12 protein-coding genes and 1 pseudogene are annotated in these 15,003 nt (G+C 58.8%); 9 read left to right on the forward strand and 4 right to left on the reverse strand.

The features are described from left to right. Together ehuC and ehuB are read right to left on the reverse strand one after the other, a co-directional pair. Positions 1 to 468: ectoine/hydroxyectoine ABC transporter permease subunit EhuC (gene ehuC / locus ABH912_RS00005; protein WP_429509217.1), on the reverse strand; the 468-nt coding region annotated here is incomplete at its 3' end. Positions 469 to 537: 69 nt separating this feature from the next. Beyond that, positions 538 to 1,395, reverse strand: coding sequence for an ectoine/hydroxyectoine ABC transporter substrate-binding protein EhuB (ehuB, locus tag ABH912_RS00010; RefSeq protein ID WP_429509218.1), 858 nt, complete (start codon positions 1,393 to 1,395; stop codon positions 538 to 540). Between the two features lie 277 nt (positions 1,396 to 1,672). Here ehuB and ABH912_RS00015 point away from each other — a divergent pair, with 277 nt between their 5' ends. The 8 genes from ABH912_RS00015 (at position 1,673) to ABH912_RS00050 (ending at position 11,029) form a co-directional block, all read left to right on the forward strand. Beyond that, on the forward strand, positions 1,673 to 3,067 hold the full coding sequence (locus tag ABH912_RS00015; RefSeq protein WP_429512978.1) for a PLP-dependent aminotransferase family protein: 1,395 nt from the start codon (positions 1,673 to 1,675) through the stop codon (positions 3,065 to 3,067). Between the two features lie 108 nt (positions 3,068 to 3,175). Then, complete coding sequence (gene eutB, locus ABH912_RS00020) at positions 3,176 to 4,147, forward strand: hydroxyectoine utilization dehydratase EutB (RefSeq protein WP_429509219.1); 972 nt, start codon at positions 3,176 to 3,178, stop codon at positions 4,145 to 4,147. A gap of 36 nt (positions 4,148 to 4,183) precedes the next feature. Beyond that, the gene (eutC, locus tag ABH912_RS00025; RefSeq protein ID WP_223525592.1) at positions 4,184 to 5,176 is read left to right on the forward strand and encodes an ectoine utilization protein EutC; all 993 of its coding nucleotides are present in this window, start codon (positions 4,184 to 4,186) and stop codon (positions 5,174 to 5,176) included. A gap of 43 nt (positions 5,177 to 5,219) precedes the next feature. Then, positions 5,220 to 6,410, forward strand: a complete 1,191-nt coding sequence (doeA, locus tag ABH912_RS00030) for an ectoine hydrolase DoeA (RefSeq protein WP_429509220.1) — start codon at positions 5,220 to 5,222, stop codon at positions 6,408 to 6,410. A 3-nt stretch (positions 6,411 to 6,413) separates the two neighbouring features. Then, positions 6,414 to 7,415, forward strand: a complete 1,002-nt coding sequence (gene doeB / locus ABH912_RS00035) for a N(2)-acetyl-L-2,4-diaminobutanoate deacetylase DoeB (protein WP_429509221.1) — start codon at positions 6,414 to 6,416, stop codon at positions 7,413 to 7,415. Between the two features lie 119 nt (positions 7,416 to 7,534). After that, the gene (locus ABH912_RS00040) at positions 7,535 to 8,014 is read left to right on the forward strand and encodes an Lrp/AsnC family transcriptional regulator (protein WP_223525591.1); all 480 of its coding nucleotides are present in this window, start codon (positions 7,535 to 7,537) and stop codon (positions 8,012 to 8,014) included. Between the two features lie 145 nt (positions 8,015 to 8,159). Continuing rightward, positions 8,160 to 9,632 (forward strand): NAD-dependent succinate-semialdehyde dehydrogenase, encoded by a 1,473-nt coding sequence (locus tag ABH912_RS00045; protein ID WP_429509222.1) that lies wholly within the window; start codon positions 8,160 to 8,162, stop codon positions 9,630 to 9,632. Positions 9,633 to 9,643: 11 nt separating this feature from the next. Beyond that, entirely contained in the window at positions 9,644 to 11,029 is a 1,386-nt protein-coding gene (locus ABH912_RS00050; RefSeq protein ID WP_429509223.1) for an aspartate aminotransferase family protein, read from the forward strand. Positions 11,030 to 11,312: 283 nt separating this feature from the next. Here ABH912_RS00050 and ABH912_RS00055 read toward each other — a convergent pair. Then, positions 11,313 to 12,649: pseudogene (locus ABH912_RS00055) on the reverse strand (tyrosine-type recombinase/integrase). Between the two features lie 485 nt (positions 12,650 to 13,134). Beyond that, positions 13,135 to 14,037, reverse strand: a complete 903-nt coding sequence (locus ABH912_RS00060) for a LysR family transcriptional regulator (protein WP_033061735.1) — start codon at positions 14,035 to 14,037, stop codon at positions 13,135 to 13,137. A gap of 100 nt (positions 14,038 to 14,137) precedes the next feature. Between ABH912_RS00060 and ABH912_RS00065 the strand changes: the two genes are divergently transcribed. Beyond that, complete coding sequence (locus ABH912_RS00065) at positions 14,138 to 15,001, forward strand: aldo/keto reductase family oxidoreductase (protein ID WP_429509224.1); 864 nt, start codon at positions 14,138 to 14,140, stop codon at positions 14,999 to 15,001. Positions 15,002 to 15,003 lie beyond the last annotated feature (2 nt).

Here is a 15,003-nt window from a genome sequence, read left to right on the forward strand (position 1 = left end):
TGAAGTATTTTTCAGCAATTCGATCAGCAGGTTGGTACCCGGCGCAATAGCGGCCAGCAATGCCTGCGGAAGAATGATGCGGCGAAAGCGCTTGTAGCCGCTGAAGTTGAGTGCTGTGGACGCCTCGTATTGACCCTTGGCGACGGAGCTGATCGCACCGCGCATCACCTCGGCGCCGTAAGCGCCAATGTGCAAGCCGAGACCGACGATGGCCACGCTGTAGGGACTCAGTTCAAGGTTGAACGGCGGCAGCGGCAGCACGAAAAACAGCCAGAACAATTGCACCAGCAACGACGTGCCGCGAAACACTTCAATATAAGCAATGGAAAACCAGCGCAATGGCCGCCAAGGCGACATGCGCCCCAGAGCCGCGACAATTGCCGCGACAATCGCCAGCAGCGAACCGAAAATCGTCACCTGGAGCGTCACCCAGGCGCCTTGTATCAATAGCGGAAGTAATTCACCCATGGGTTAAACCTGTCCATCCGGATTAAGCAGGGAAATAGGCATCGCGCCGTGGCGCCATGCCTGTTTCGACTATTGAGCGCAGAGCTCGGCAGCCGTTTTGCTTGTCACGTTGGATTTGTCAAACCCGAAAGGGGCAACAGCCTTGAGGTGCTCTTCGGAGCCCAACCACTTTTTCAACTCGGCGTTGACCGCATCGCGCAGGTCTTTGTCTTCCGGACGGAAGGCGAGAGCACCGTATCCAATGTGTGACGGGTCGTCCTTGAACTCGGTGACCGCTTCAACTTTGTCGCCACCTTTGGCGGCCAAACCTTTCATGGTCAGTTGAGTACCCACTGCCGCATCGGCACGACCGGCGCGCACGGCTTGCAACTGGGCGGTGGTGTCCGGTACTTGGAGGATTTGCTCATCCTTAACACCCGAGTCGCGGGCATAGCCCAGGTTCACCGTGCCGGCCATGATTGCCAGCTTCACCTCGGGATTCTTGGCGATGTCTTCGTAACTGTGCAGCCCCTTCGGGTTGCCTTTGGCCGTAAGCAGCGCGTCCGGCAGTTGATACTGCGGATCGGTAAACAGCACCTGCTTGCAGCGAGCCGGCGTGATGTACATGCCGGCGGCAATCACGTCGAAGCGCCCGGCGCGCAGACCCGGGATCAACGAGCCCCATTCGGTCAACACGCCGTCAACCTGTTTGATGCCCATTTTGGCAAAGATGGCTTTGGCGATTTCCGGTGATTCACCGGTGACCCTGCCGTCGGTTTCGGTAAAGGCGAACGGGGTTTCGTTGGCATAACCGATACGGATGCTGCTGTTCTGTTTGACGGTTTCCAGTGTCGTAGCGGCTTGGGCGCCGGAGACTAGGCCGAACATCGCGCAAGCTACGAACAGGTGACGCAATGCATGGGTGCTGCGGGAAGGGAAATTGCTCATCGATAAAATCTCCTGTTTCTTGTTGACCCGTCGGTGACGGCTCTGTGGTAGGAGGCAGTGTTACAAGAGCAAAGCGTACAAGGACTGATCTCATGGATCTGGACGCAGTCCGGTACAGGTCGATTGATTTTGTTGTGGGCTTGAAGGTGCCCGGCTGTCGACCTTGAGCCGAGCATACAAAAGCGCTGAGCATCATTGTATTGCACTAGGACAATTGCATTGCATGGATACTGGCGCGATGCTGTCCCGACGAGCACAGACCCGGGTTTTAGCGCTGATGGACAAATGGAAAGCGGCACTGGATATCGCCCGCAGTGGCGAGTCAAAGTACAAGATTCTGGTGCAGGCGATTGCCGATGATATCGAGCAGGGTGTCTTGGCCAATGATCAGCGCCTGCCGCCGCAGCGGCATGTTGCCGATACCATGGGCATCAGCGTGCAGACGGTCACCAACGCCTATAAAGAGCTGGAGCGTCAGGGGCTGGTGCGTTGCGAAGTCGGGCGCGGCAGCTTTGTGTCGCGGCGCATGAGCGATCGAGTGGCTACCTATATTCTCGATAGCCCTGAACGGGCCCTGGTGGATTTTTCCATCGCGCGGATCCTGCACACCCGCGAGCACGACCAGTTCTGGCGTGACACCTGCCGCGAGCTCAGCACGGAAGAGGATCAGCCGTGGATACACGCATTTCGTCCGATTGCGGGTTTCGAGTCGCACCGCGAAGAGGCCATGCACTGGATCGGACGGCAAGGACTGCGGGTCGAGCGTGATGACATCCTGATTACCAACGGCGCCGCTCACGGCATCTTCCTTGCGCTGGCGTCTCTGGCCGGCCCCGATGATGTCGTGCTCTGCGAAGGGCTCACCGATCACGGGGTAATCGGCAACTCTCAGGTATTGGGATTCACCCTCAAAGGCCTGGAAATGGACCGTTATGGCATCGACCCGGAACACTTCGAAGACATGTGCAGCAATGAGCGCATCACCGCGCTGGTGTGCACGCCCAACCTGAACAACCCGACCACCAGCCTGATGCCGGACAGTCGTCGGCGGGAGATTGCCGACATCGCCCGGCGTTTCGGTGTGCACATCATTGAAGACGACGTATACGGGCCGTTGCTGGATGAGCATCGCGCGCCGCCGATCAGCCATTACCTGCCGGAGCTGTCGTTCTATTGCACCAGCATGACCAAGTCAGTGCTGACCGGTTTGCGCATCGGCTATTTGGTAGTGCCCAAGCGCCTGGCGTTGCGCACCGAAAGTATCTTGCGGGTCAACAGCTGGATGGCCACGCCCATGGTCTCCGAAATCGCTGCGCGCTGGATTCGTGACGGTCGCGCCGACACGCTCGTGCGATTGCAGCGCAAACTGTTGGCCGGCCGGCAGGCGATGGTCAGCGAATACCTGGGCGAGCACCTGCTCGGCCAGCATCCTCATGCACTGAACGCGTGGGTTGGCATTCCAATACACTGGGAGGTCGACAGCCTGGTGCGAGCCTTGCGTCACCGGCACATCGCTGTCGCATCGCCTGATCCGTTCACCGTGCGTGGAACGCCGCGAGCTCGAGCGGTGAGGGTGTGTGTCGGCGCCGAATGCAGCGACGAAGAAATGCGGGACGCACTGATGAGCATGCGCGAGATATTCGGGCAGTACCCGCAAATCCACGATGTCTGACCGGGAAAAAGTTCGCAAAAAAGTTTGTCGACTAAATTGCCCTAGTACATTCATTACGACAATCCAGTCCTCTTAGACTGCGCCCAACACCACAGTCGGGACGCGGTCATGTCAACGTTACAGCTACAGGATATTTACCTCGCTCGCCAGCGCATCGAATCGCTTGTCCGGCGTACCCCCTTGGAATATTCGCCCAGCCTTTCGCAACGATTGGGCGTGGCGGTGTACCTCAAACTCGAATCCCAGCAAATCACCGGCAGTTTCAAATTGCGCGGCGCGAGCAATGCCGTGGCGCAGCTCAGCGCCGAGGAGAAAGCGCGTGGCGTGGTGGCGGCGTCGACCGGTAATCACGGTCGTGCTCTGGCGTATGCCGCTTCCCGGCAAGGCGTGAAGGCGACGATTTGCCTGTCGCATCTGGTGCCGGCGAACAAGGTTCAAGCCATTCGTGATCTGGGCGCCGAGGTATGCATCGTCGGCCAGTCTCAGGACGACGCCCAGCGTGAAGCCGAACGGATCGCCAACGAGCAAGGCGCGACATTGCTGCCGCCGTTCGATCACCCGGCCATCATCGCCGGGCAGGGCACGCTGGGGCTGGAAATCCTCGAACAGCAACCGGACGTGGCGCAAATCCTCGTGCCGTTGTCCGGCGGCGGTTTGTTTGCCGGTGTGGCGCTGGCGATCAAAAGCGTCAGCGCGAACATCATCACCCACGGCATCAGCATGCAACGCGGTGCGGCCATGCACGCCAGCCTCGCAGCCGGGCATCCGGTGGAAGTCGAAGAGCTGCCGACTCTGGCCGACTCGCTCGGCGGTGGCATCGGCCTGAACAACCGTTACACCTTCAACATGACCCGCGATCTGTGTGACCACGTGCATTTGCTCAGCGAGACTTCCATCGCCAATGCCCTACGCCATGCCTATCGCGAAGAGCGTCTGGTGCTGGAGGGCGCGGCCGTGGTCGGGATTGCCGCGTTGCTTGATGGATTGATTGAGCCGCGCGGGCCGATCGTGGTGGTGGTCAGCGGCCGTAACGTCGACATCGATCAGCACCTGCGAGTCCTCGCGGGCGCAGATGCGTGAACCCCAACAATAACGACTGAATGGAGTGCCGCATTGATGAGTGACATCACCTTATTGAGCGAAGCGGATCTGCGTGCCTGTGTGGCACTAGACTTGCCGAGCATCGAAGCTATCGAACAAGCCTTTGTGCTGCTGGCCACGGCAGCGGTGGCCATGCCGCCGATCCTGCGTCTGGACATCCCCGAGCACAATGGCGAAGTGGACGTGAAGACTGCATACCTGCCGGGCCTGGAGCGTTTTGCGATCAAGGTCAGTCCGGGTTTTTTCGACAATCCGAAACTGGGCCTACCGAGTCTCAACGGCATGATGATGTTGCTTTCGGCGCGCACCGGTTTGCTCGACGCCTTGCTGCTGGACAACGGTTATCTGACCGCCGTACGCACAGCCGCGGCGGGCGCCGTGGCGGCTCGAGCCCTGTCCCGGGTCGACAGTTGCAGCGTAGCGCTGATCGGTGCCGGCGAGCAGGCCGCGTTGCAGCTTCAGGCGTTGCGTTTGGTTCGGCCGATTGAATCCGTTCAAGTCTGGGCACGCGACAGCGCCAAGGCCAAAGACTTCAGCACCGAGCTGGCGCGCGACAGCGGTCTGACGGTCACGCCTTGCGCTAGCATCGACGAGGCCATGACCGGCGTGGACATTGCGATCACCTGCACCCCGAGCCGTGAACCGCTGATCGAAGCGCGCCACTTGCACCCCGGCTTGCACATCACCGCCATGGGTTCGGATGCCGAACACAAAAATGAAATTTCTCCCCAAGCGTTGGCCAAGGTCGACCGCTACGTGGCGGATCGCTTGAGCCAAACGCGAATCCTCGGCGAGTTGCATCACGCTCTGGCGGCCGGTGTTATTACCGACGAATCGGGCTTGGCCGAATTGGGGCAAGTGCTCGCGGGCCAGCACCCGGGTCGGACCAGCGATGCGCAAGTCACCTTGTGCGACCTCACCGGAACCGGCGCCCAGGACACCGCCATGGCCAATCTGGCCTTCGAGCGCGCGCGCTCGGCCGGCAAGGGTTTTCAGTTCGGTAGCTAATCCACTTTTTTCATCCGTGCGTCATTTATCAGAGGGCATGTGCATGTCTCAGATAGTCGTCAATCTCCCGTTCGAACGGGAGGAATACGCCCAGCGTCTGGCCAAGGTTCGAGCGGCCATGCAGGTTCAGGGCATCGAGCTGTTGCTGGTCACCGATCCGTCGAACATGGCCTGGTTGACCGGCTATGACGGTTGGTCGTTTTACGTTCACCAATGCGTGTTGTTGGCGCTCGACGGCGAGCCGGTCTGGTTCGGTCGCGGGCAAGACGCCAACGGCGCCAAGCGCACGGTGTTCATGCAGCACGAGAACATCATCGGTTACCCGGACATCTACGTGCAGTCCCGGGAACGCCATCCGATGGATTACCTTTCGCGGGAAGTCATCAGTGCCCGGGGTTGGGACGCGCTGACCATCGGCGTGGAAATGGATAACTATTATTTCAGCGCCGCCGCGTATTTGTCGCTGCAGAAAAACCTGCCGCAGGCCAAGCTGATCGACGCGGTCGGGTTGGTGAACTGGCAGAGGGCGATCAAGTCGCCCCAGGAAATCGCTTACATGCGCATCGCTGCGCGCATCGTCGAAAACATGCACGGGCGGATCCTCGAACGGATCGAGCCGGGCATGCGCAAAAATGAACTGGTGGCTGAAATCTACAGCAGCGGGATCCTCGGCGCTGACGGTCATGGCGGCGATTACCCGGCCATCGTGCCGCTATTGCCCACGGGTGCCGACGCCAGCGCGCCGCACCTGACCTGGGACGATTCGCCGTTCGAAAAAGGCGCCGGGACCTTCTTTGAAATCGCCGGTTGCTACAAGCGTTATCACTGTCCGCTGTCGCGCACGATCTATTTGGGCAAACCTCCACAGCACTTCCTCGACGGCGAAAAAGCCGTGGTCGAAGGCATCGCCGCAGGACTGGAAGCAGCCAAACCGGGCAATACCACCGGCGACATCGCTGTGGCGTTTTTCAAAGTGTTGGAGAAATTCGGCATCCACAAGGACAGCCGTTGTGGCTACCCGATCGGGATCAGCTATCCGCCAGACTGGGGCGAACGCACCATGAGCCTGCGTCCCGGCGACACCAGCGTGTTGCAGCCGGGCATGACTTTCCACTTCATGCCGGGCCTGTGGATGGACGATTGGGGGCTAGAAATCACCGAAAGCATTCTGATCACCGAAACCGGCGTCGAGACGCTGTGCAACGTGCCACGCCAACTGTTCGTGAAGGATTGAGCCATGAGCGACCTGCCTGACAACCCGATCAGCGCCACGGTGGATTTTGCCCGCGAAGGCGTGCAGCACGGGTTCCTCAAATTGCCGTACTCCCGGGACGACTCGGCCTGGGGCTCGGTGATGATTCCGGTCACGGTGATTCAGCGCGGTCAGGGTCCGACCGCGCTGCTTACCGGCGGTAACCACGGTGACGAATACGAAGGCCCGGTGGCGCTGAGCAAACTGGCCCAGGGCCTGACGGCCGCCGATGTCACGGGGCGGGTGATTATCGTCCCGTTCATGAACACCCCGGCGTTCCATGCCGGTCGGCGCACGTCGCCGATCGACAAGGGCAATCTGAATCGCAGTTTCCCCGGTAAGCCGGACGGCACCGTGACCGAGAAAATCGCCGATTACTTCAACCGGACCTTGTTGCCCTTGGCCGACATCGTGCTGGATATCCATTCCGGTGGCCGCACCCTGGACTTCCTGCCTTTCGCGGCTTGTCATGTGCTGCCCGACAAGAACCAGCAAGAGCAATGTGAAGCCGCTATGCGCGCCTTCAATGCGCCTTACAGCATGCGCATGCTGGAGCTCGATGCCGGGTCGATGTACGACACCGCCGCCGAGCGTCAGGGCAAAGTTTTTGTCACGACCGAACTGGGTGGCGGTGGTTCGTCCACGGCGCGCAGTGTGGCGATTGCCGAGCGCGGGGTGCGCAATCTGCTGGTGCATGCGGGGATTCTCGAAGGTGAGATCCAGACCACGGAGTCAATCATGCTCGACATGCCCGATGCCAATTGCTTCATCGACAGCGAACACGATGGCTTGCTGGAAATGTGCCGCGATCTGGGCGATAACGTGAGAGAAGGAGACGTGATTGCCCGCGTTTACGACGCTACCCGGAGCGGCGTCGCCCCGGTGGAATATCGCGCGGCCCGCAGCGGGCTGCTGGCGGCGCGCCACTTTCCCGGCGTGGTGCAGTGCGGCGATATCATTGCCGTCATCGCCGATGTATTGACCTGATCTAAAAACCTGTGGGAGCGAGCCTGCTCGCGATTGCGGCGTTACATCTCTCATTGATGTGACTGAAATATCGCTATCGCGAGCAGGTTTGTCCTACTCATTCAGGAGATCCTCGACCCATGCACAAGCTCGATCGCTATGACCTGAAAATCCTGCGAATCCTCGCCGAAGACGGTCGGATCACCAAGTCGAGCTTGGCCGAGGCGATCAATCTCTCGGTGACCCCGGCGTGGGAGCGGGTTCGCAAGTTGGAGTCGCTTGGGCTGATAAAGGGCTACCGGGCACTGATCGACTGGAACGCGGTGTTCAAAAGCCAGCAGGTGCTGGTGGAAATCACCCTGGCCCGACACACCGCCCAGGACATGCGGCGGTTCGAACAACGCATGAACGAGGCCGCCGAAGTGGCATTCTGTTACGCCACCGGTGGCGGTGTTGATTACATGGCGATGATCCAGGCGCCGGACATTGACCATTACCAGCGTTTTATCGACCAGTTGTTGCTCGATGACCTGGGCATCGAGCGCTACTTCACCTATATCGTCACTAAAACCATCAAGACCGCGGGTGCCTTGCCGGCCGAGCTGGCGCAAGAGCCATAAACCGGGGCAAAACCTTCACCGCAAAAAGCCTCTGTTTGCCGACGTTCAATCAGAAAAAACCAATCGTTACACCCCGCCAAACGCCAACTCATCTTGGCTGCGCTGCCCTAGCATGGATTCACGCACACGGTTTGGAGTGAACGCCATGACATACAAACATCCGCTGTTGTTCAAAGCACTTTGCTACGTAGACGGCCATTGGGTCCACAGTGACAGCGGCCATAGCGTCGCCGTGCACAATCCGGCCGATCAGACGTTGATCGGTCATGTGCCGATGCTCGATCAGCCTCAGATCATCGCCGCCGTAGATGCCGCACACCGGGCGTTTTCAGCCTGGAGTGAACAAAGCCTCGATGACCGCGGAACGATTCTGCGGCGCTGGGCGGCGTTGATCCTTGAGCATCAGGAAGACCTGGCGCGGATTCTCAGCCAGGAACAAGGCAAGCCCCTGGCCGAATCACGCGGCGAAATCGCCTACGCCGCCAGTTTCATTCCATGGTTTGCCGAAGAAGCGCGGCGCCTTTACGGGCAGAACATCCCCAGCCATATCCCCGGCGCGCATCTGGGCACGATCAAGGAACCGGTTGGCGTCTGTGCACTGCTGACGCCGTGGAATTTTCCTTCGGCGATGATCACCCGCAAAGCCGCCGCCGCATTGGCCGCCGGTTGCACTGTGGTCATCAAACCGGCCCACGAAACGCCGTATTCGGCATTGGCCCTGGCGCAACTGGCAGAAGAGGCGGGCTTCCCGGCCGGCGTGTTCAACGTGGTGCTGGGCGAACCGCAAATGACCATGCAAACCCTGGTGCAGGACACTCGCGTGCGTTCGGTCAGCTTCACCGGCTCGACCCGGGTCGGCAAGTTGGTGCTGCAAGCGGCGGCCCAGGACGTGAAGAAAGTGTCGCTGGAACTGGGCGGAAACGCGCCGTTTATTGTCTGCGCCGATGCCGATCTGGATCTGGCGGTGAAAGTCGCGGTAGAGGCCAAGTTCCAGACCTCGGGCCAGGATTGCTGCGCGGCCAATCGGATTATGGTCGAACGCTCGATTTATCCGGCGTTCCTCAGCCGCTTTGCCTCTGCGGTGCGCGAACTGCGGGTCGGCCCGGCACTGGTGGGTGATCAAGAGCAAAGCGTCGACATCGGCCCGCTGATGCATCAGGCCGCCTTCGATGTGACCGCCGAGCGTGTGGCTGATGCGCTGAAGCTGGGCGCGCAACGTCTGGTGGGCGGCGAAGCGCATGCCCTCGGCGGATTGTTCTATCAGCCGACGGTGCTGGCCGACGTTACGCCGCAGATGCGTATCTACCGCGAAGAGAATTTCGCGCCGATTGCTGGCGTCATGCCTTTCGACACCCTCGAGCAAGCCATCGAAATGGCCAACGACACCGAATACGGTCTGGCTGCCTACATTTGTTCCAACCGCCTGGACCTAATCTACCCCCTGATTCGCCGCCTCGACCACGCCATGGTCGCAGTCAATGGCGTCAAGTTCACCGGCCATCCGATCCCGTTCGGTGGCATGAAAGCCTCGGGGCTGGGCCGCGAGGGCGGTACCGAGGGCTTCGAAGCCTTTGTCGAAACCAAATACTTTTGCCTGCACCATCAAGGCCAGTTCTAAGGAGATCCGCCATGAGCCAAAAACTCGATTCGTTGTTCGAACAAGACCGTGCGCACTTCATGCACCCGTCGACCCATGCCCATGACCACGCCAGCGGCACGCTCAAGGGACGCATCATCAAGAGCGCGTCAGGCATTCGTATCCGCGACCACGAAGGCCGCGAATTCATCGACGCCTTTGCCGGGTTGTACTGCGTGAATATCGGCTACGGGCGCACCGAAGTCGCCGATGCGATCTACAAGCAGGCCAAGGAACTGGCCTATTACCACACCTATGTCGGGCACTCGACCGAAGCGATCATCGAGCTGTCGAGCCGCATCATCGACTGGGCGCCGGAGGGCATGAAAAAAGTCTACTACGGCCTGTCCGGTTCCGACGCCAACGAAACCCAGATCAAACTGGTGCGTTACTACAACAACGTATTGGGTCGCCCGCAGAAGAAGAAAATCATCTCCCGAGATCGCGGTTATCACGGCTCGGGCATCATGACCGGCAGCCTGACCGGTCTGCCGACGTTCCACCAGCATTTCGACCTGCCGGCGGAGGGCGTCAAACATACCGTTTGTCCGCACTGGTACCGCAAGGCACCGGCGGGTATGGATGAAGTTGCTTTCGTGCGTTATTGCGCCGACGAGCTAGAGAAAATGATCCTGGCCGAAGGGCCGGACACCGTCGCCGCGTTCATCGGCGAACCGCTGATGGGCACCGGCGGCATCATCGTTCCGCCGCCCGGCTACTGGGCCGCCATACAAGCGGTGTTGAACAAGTACGACGTGTTGTTGATCGCCGACGAAGTGGTCTGCGCCTTCGGTCGCCTGGGTTCGAAGATGGGCAGTCAACGCTACGGCATGCGCCCTGACCTGATCACTACGGCTAAAGGCCTGACCAGTGCCTACGCACCTTTGTCAGCGGTGATTGTCGGTGAAAAAGTTTGGGACGTGATCGAAAAGGCCTCTGAGTCTCAGGGTGCCATGGGGCATGGCTGGACGTACTCCGGACATCCGATCTGCGCGGCGGCGGCCTTGGCCAACCTCGACATCCTGGCGCGGGAAAACCTGACAACCAACGCAGAGAAGGTTGGCGGTTATCTGAATCGTCGGTTGCGCGAGGTAATGGAAGGTCATCCGCTGGTGGGCGAAGTGCGCGGCGACGGCATGCTTGCCGCGATCGAATTCATGGCCGATCGTGAGCAACGCACACCATTCGATGCTGCATTGAAGATCGGTCCGAAAGTATCGGCAGCCTGTCTTGAACGCGGAATGATTGCCCGAGCGATGCCCCATGGCGACATTCTCGGCTTTGCACCACCGTTGATCTTGACCGAGGAGGAGGCCGACCTGATCGTCGACATCACCAAAAGTGCGGTCGATCACGTGGCCAGCGAGATACTGGGCTAAGCCTTGCCGCTCATCCCTCACTCCCCAAAAAACCGTTCGATCCTTCACCGTTCGGGTGGTTTTTTGTATCGCCAGTTTTGGCCTTGTTGTGAACAAACTGCGAATAGAAGATTGTGACTTCATAAACTCATTTTGGGAGTAGGGGGGCCGGAGATGAGCTGCTGAAGGCCCATCGAATGACTGCTTTTTGCGACTTCTGCCGGTCATGAAGCCGAAATCAAGCTGAAGAGCGTGCTCGATGATGTTTGCGCAATTATGAGGACTTAACACTAAAGACGCCGACTTAAAACGGCGGTAAAGAGCCTGTCATGGTATACGCAGGAAAAGACAGCATCGACTCGGCCGGAGGATGCTCATAGGTCGAGGACAGCACGGCACTGAGTCGGTCGCCCAACAGATTCCAGGCGCGCTTCTTCTCTTCGGCATAATCGTGATGCAGGTAGTGGCGCCTCACCCGCGAGCCGGCCAGCACATGGTTTTGGCAGCGATCGATGACGTCCAGGCTGACACCCAAGGCCTGCACCATGGTCGCGCCGGTGCGGCGCAGGTCATGCGGTGTCCAATCACCGTTCTGGCCGTCGGCTTGTTCGGAAAGCACCACTGAGAGTCGCCCGTGAGGGCCTTGAGTTCTTGAAAGAAATGCAGGGCGAAGGGCGAGAGGAAGACATGGTGGTCCTGTTTTTTGCCGCGGGTGCCTTTGACGTTTTCACTGGGGAGGAACCAGGTCTGCCGGTCCAGATCGACATTTTTCCATTCCGCCTGCAGCAACTCGCCAATCCGGCACAGGGTGCCCAGGCTGATCCAGAGCGCGAGTTGGGTTTCCTTTTTTAACGGCCGAATGCCGTCGTATTTTAGCCCGGCGGGGAGGGCGTTGTAATCGGCGGTCATTTGTTGGAAGCGGTTGTGCAGTTCCAACAGCTCCGCCGGCGAAAGGATCCGGCTTCTTTCCGCTTCGTAGTCGGCCGGGATCAACGGGGAGATATCGACCAGTTCCGTCGGATCGCCCTCGATCAATAAGGCTCGCCAGGGCTGACGCTTTCTGGCCCAGCTGAACATCTGGGTGAGGTCGGCGAAGAAGCTGATCGCTTGCCGGTGAGCGCCGCGGTTGACCACGAAACGGATAAGCGCCCGAACATCGTGTTCGGACACATTGTTCACCGGTGTCTTGCCGAGTGCCGGGAATAGGTCCTTTTTAAAACGACGCTGTAACTCGGCATTTCCGTCTTTCCGCGCGACGCCATCCAACAGCCAGGCCTTGGCCAGATCCTGGACGGTCAGTGTTTGCACCTTCGTCGACTTTTCTTGTGCGGCTTTTGCGTTCGTCGCGGCATGAGCCTGTGCCTTGGCGGTTTTCTTTTGCTCGTTGGGATTGATCTGCTCATCAATGAGCGCCCTGGCCTGATTACGCGCCTTGCGGATGTCTGTCAGGGATTTGCGCGGCCAGGTTCCGCAGGCGTACTCTTTGTTCTGGTCGCCCCAGCGATAACGATAGAAAAAGCTGACCGACACACCGTCCTTGCGGACTGAGATTCGACCGGCCAGATTGCCATCCTCCCTGAGGATCCGGCCGGCATCATTGGCGGTCAGCGACTCGAGTTCTTTGATGGTGATTTTGGCCATGAAATGGACTCCCCCTACTTTTCCCCCCACAAAAACGTCGGCTCTTGATGGACGTTACTGGACCCTCGTAGAGCAGAACACCGCTGGAGTTCAAGTAAATACTCGCTTGTAAAAATCCAGAGTAAAATTTTGGAAGCTTTCAAGAAGTATGAAAAAGGAGATGGGGTGCTAGGGGTCGAGTGTTCGAATCACTCCGTCCCGACCATATAATTCAAAGGGTTGCGAGATTTTATCTCGCGACCCTTTTTTATTTTAAGTCGTTTTTACCCCTACAAAACCACTGGCTCTGGCTGGAACCTCAGCGGATATCAAGGAGCTGGTTGATGTTCTGTCGCACTATCAGCACACCAATAGAGGGCAGCACCTGCTTTATTTGAGTCGGCGACATTGTCTATGGCGGTTTCGGCGTTCATTGAGCCGGTGATGAATAACCTCAGACTCAAGGCATTTCCGCGTTTAACATTCGTCGAATGGTTATTGATGAACTACGTTCGCTGGGCATTGATAAAGTCTATAAATGCCCTCAGAGGCGAGGGCAGATAGCGTCTACCAGGGTAATAGAGAAACGGCCCGGTAAAGCTTTGCCACCATGGTTCCAGCACCGGTTCAAGTGCCCCACTGTCCAGATAGGGCTGAAGCCAGTCCTCAAACAGGTAGACGATACCCAGCCCATCAATCGCAGCCTGAACAGTCAGGTCCACGGCGCCTCCCACCCTGACAATCAACGGTCCTGTCGGGTCCACGCTCACGGTTTCGCCCTGACGTTCGTACTCCCAGAGCGGCATCGCGCCACTCGGGAATCTGCCCCGCAGGCATGCGTGTTTCAACAGATCTCGTGGGTGCTCTGGTCGACCTCTGGCATCGAGATAAGCCGGTGATGCGGCCGTCGCGAAGCGTTGAAATCGTGGGCCGATGGGGACTGCAATCATGTCCTGCTCAAGGCGTTCATCGTAACGAATACCTGCGTCACAACCTGCCGCAAGCATGTCGACGAAGCTCTCCTCGATCGTCACTTCCAGGCTGATGTCGGGATAGGTTCGCAGGAAAGGGGTAATGATCGACGGCAGCACAAGTCTTGCGGCGCTGGCAGGAACATTGAGCTTGAGGGTGCCTGAGGGGCGGTCACGGAAATCGTTCACCACATCAAGAGCCGACTCGACTTCGCCCAATGCGGGCACGATGCGTTCCACCAGCCTTGCGCCAGCTTCAGTCGGCGCCACGCTTCGGGTGGTGCGATTGAGCAGTCTCACACCTAGCCTGGCTTCCAGGCGTCGCACGGCGTCACTGAGGCTTGAAGCGGATTTACCGCAGGACTTGGCTCCTTCGCGGAAACCTCCTGCGTTGACCACCGCTACAAAGGCCAGCAAGTCTTGAATGTTGGTTTGCATTGTTCTCTCAGCCGTACAACCTGTGCCGATTGCACCCTATTACCAATGAAGTGGTCAATGCCTATAGTGCGCCACACATACTCTGATTGAGGTAGACAAAATGAGCAAAGTGGCCAAAGCAGGTTCGTTCTTATTGGGCGACCGGGTGGTAAATCGTATGGGCTACGGTGCGATGCAATTGGCGGGACCTAATGTTTTTGGCCCTCCCAAGGATCCGAAAGCGGCCATTGCCGTGCTGCGAGAAGCGCTGGCGTCGGGTGTAAACCACATTGATACCGCAGATTTTTACGGCCCTCACGTGACCAACCAACTGATCCGTGAAGCTTTACACCCTTACGCTGAAAACCTGGTGATCGTGACAAAGGTCGGCGCACTCCGCGGTTCTGATGGCTCCTGGAATCCAGCGCAGAGCCCCGCCGAATTGACCCAGGCCGTGCATGACAACCTGCGCAATCTTGGTGTGGACGTACTTGATGTGGTGAACCTTAGGGCAATGGGCAACCAGCAATCGCCCGCCGAGGGGTCCATCGAGGAATCATTTACCGCACTTGTAGAATTACAGCGCCAGGGGCTCATTCGCCACTTGGGCGTAAGCAATGTCACGCCATCGCAGGTCAAGCAAGCACAGGGGATCGCTGACATCGTCTGCGTGCAGAATCACTACAATCTGTCTCATCGTGAAGACGAGACACTTATTTCTGAGTTGGGTCAGCAGGGCATTGCTTATGTGCCGTTCTTTCCTCTAGGTGGTTTCACGCCGTTGCAGTCGCAAGTACTCTCGAACGTAGCGACGCGCATGGGAGCTTCACCTCTGTGCGTGGCGCTGGCGTGGCTGCTGCAACGTGCTCCTAATATCTTGTTGATTCCTGGTACTTCCTCGGTGGCACACTTTCGAGAGAATCTCACTGCGAGTGAATTGGTCATCGCGCCTGACATGCTGGCCGAGTTGGAAGCGCTGGGATAGCC

It is taken from the genome of Pseudomonas sp. BT76 TE3572 (assembly GCF_050435365.1).
Lineage (GTDB): Bacteria > Pseudomonadota > Gammaproteobacteria > Pseudomonadales > Pseudomonadaceae > Aquipseudomonas > Aquipseudomonas fluorescens_W.

Bases quoted from the DNA above. Each gene is read 5' to 3' on its own strand.
- ABH912_RS00065 (WP_429509224.1), top strand. From the start codon at position 14,138: ATGAGCAAAGTGGCCAAAGCAGGTTCGTTCTTATTGGGCGACCGGGTG.
- ABH912_RS00040 (WP_223525591.1), top strand. From the start codon at position 7,535: ATGCACAAGCTCGATCGCTATGACCTGAAAATCCTGCGAATCCTCGCC.
- eutC (WP_223525592.1), top strand. From the start codon at position 4,184: ATGAGTGACATCACCTTATTGAGCGAAGCGGATCTGCGTGCCTGTGTG.
- ehuB (WP_429509218.1), bottom strand. From the start codon at position 1,395: ATGAGCAATTTCCCTTCCCGCAGCACCCATGCATTGCGTCACCTGTTC.
- eutB (WP_429509219.1), top strand. From the start codon at position 3,176: ATGTCAACGTTACAGCTACAGGATATTTACCTCGCTCGCCAGCGCATC.
- doeA (WP_429509220.1), top strand. From the start codon at position 5,220: ATGTCTCAGATAGTCGTCAATCTCCCGTTCGAACGGGAGGAATACGCC.
- doeB (WP_429509221.1), top strand. From the start codon at position 6,414: ATGAGCGACCTGCCTGACAACCCGATCAGCGCCACGGTGGATTTTGCC.
- ABH912_RS00015 (WP_429512978.1), top strand. From the start codon at position 1,673: ATGGACAAATGGAAAGCGGCACTGGATATCGCCCGCAGTGGCGAGTCA.
- ABH912_RS00050 (WP_429509223.1), top strand. From the start codon at position 9,644: ATGAGCCAAAAACTCGATTCGTTGTTCGAACAAGACCGTGCGCACTTC.
- ABH912_RS00045 (WP_429509222.1), top strand. From the start codon at position 8,160: ATGACATACAAACATCCGCTGTTGTTCAAAGCACTTTGCTACGTAGAC.
- ABH912_RS00060 (WP_033061735.1), bottom strand. From the start codon at position 14,037: ATGCAAACCAACATTCAAGACTTGCTGGCCTTTGTAGCGGTGGTCAAC.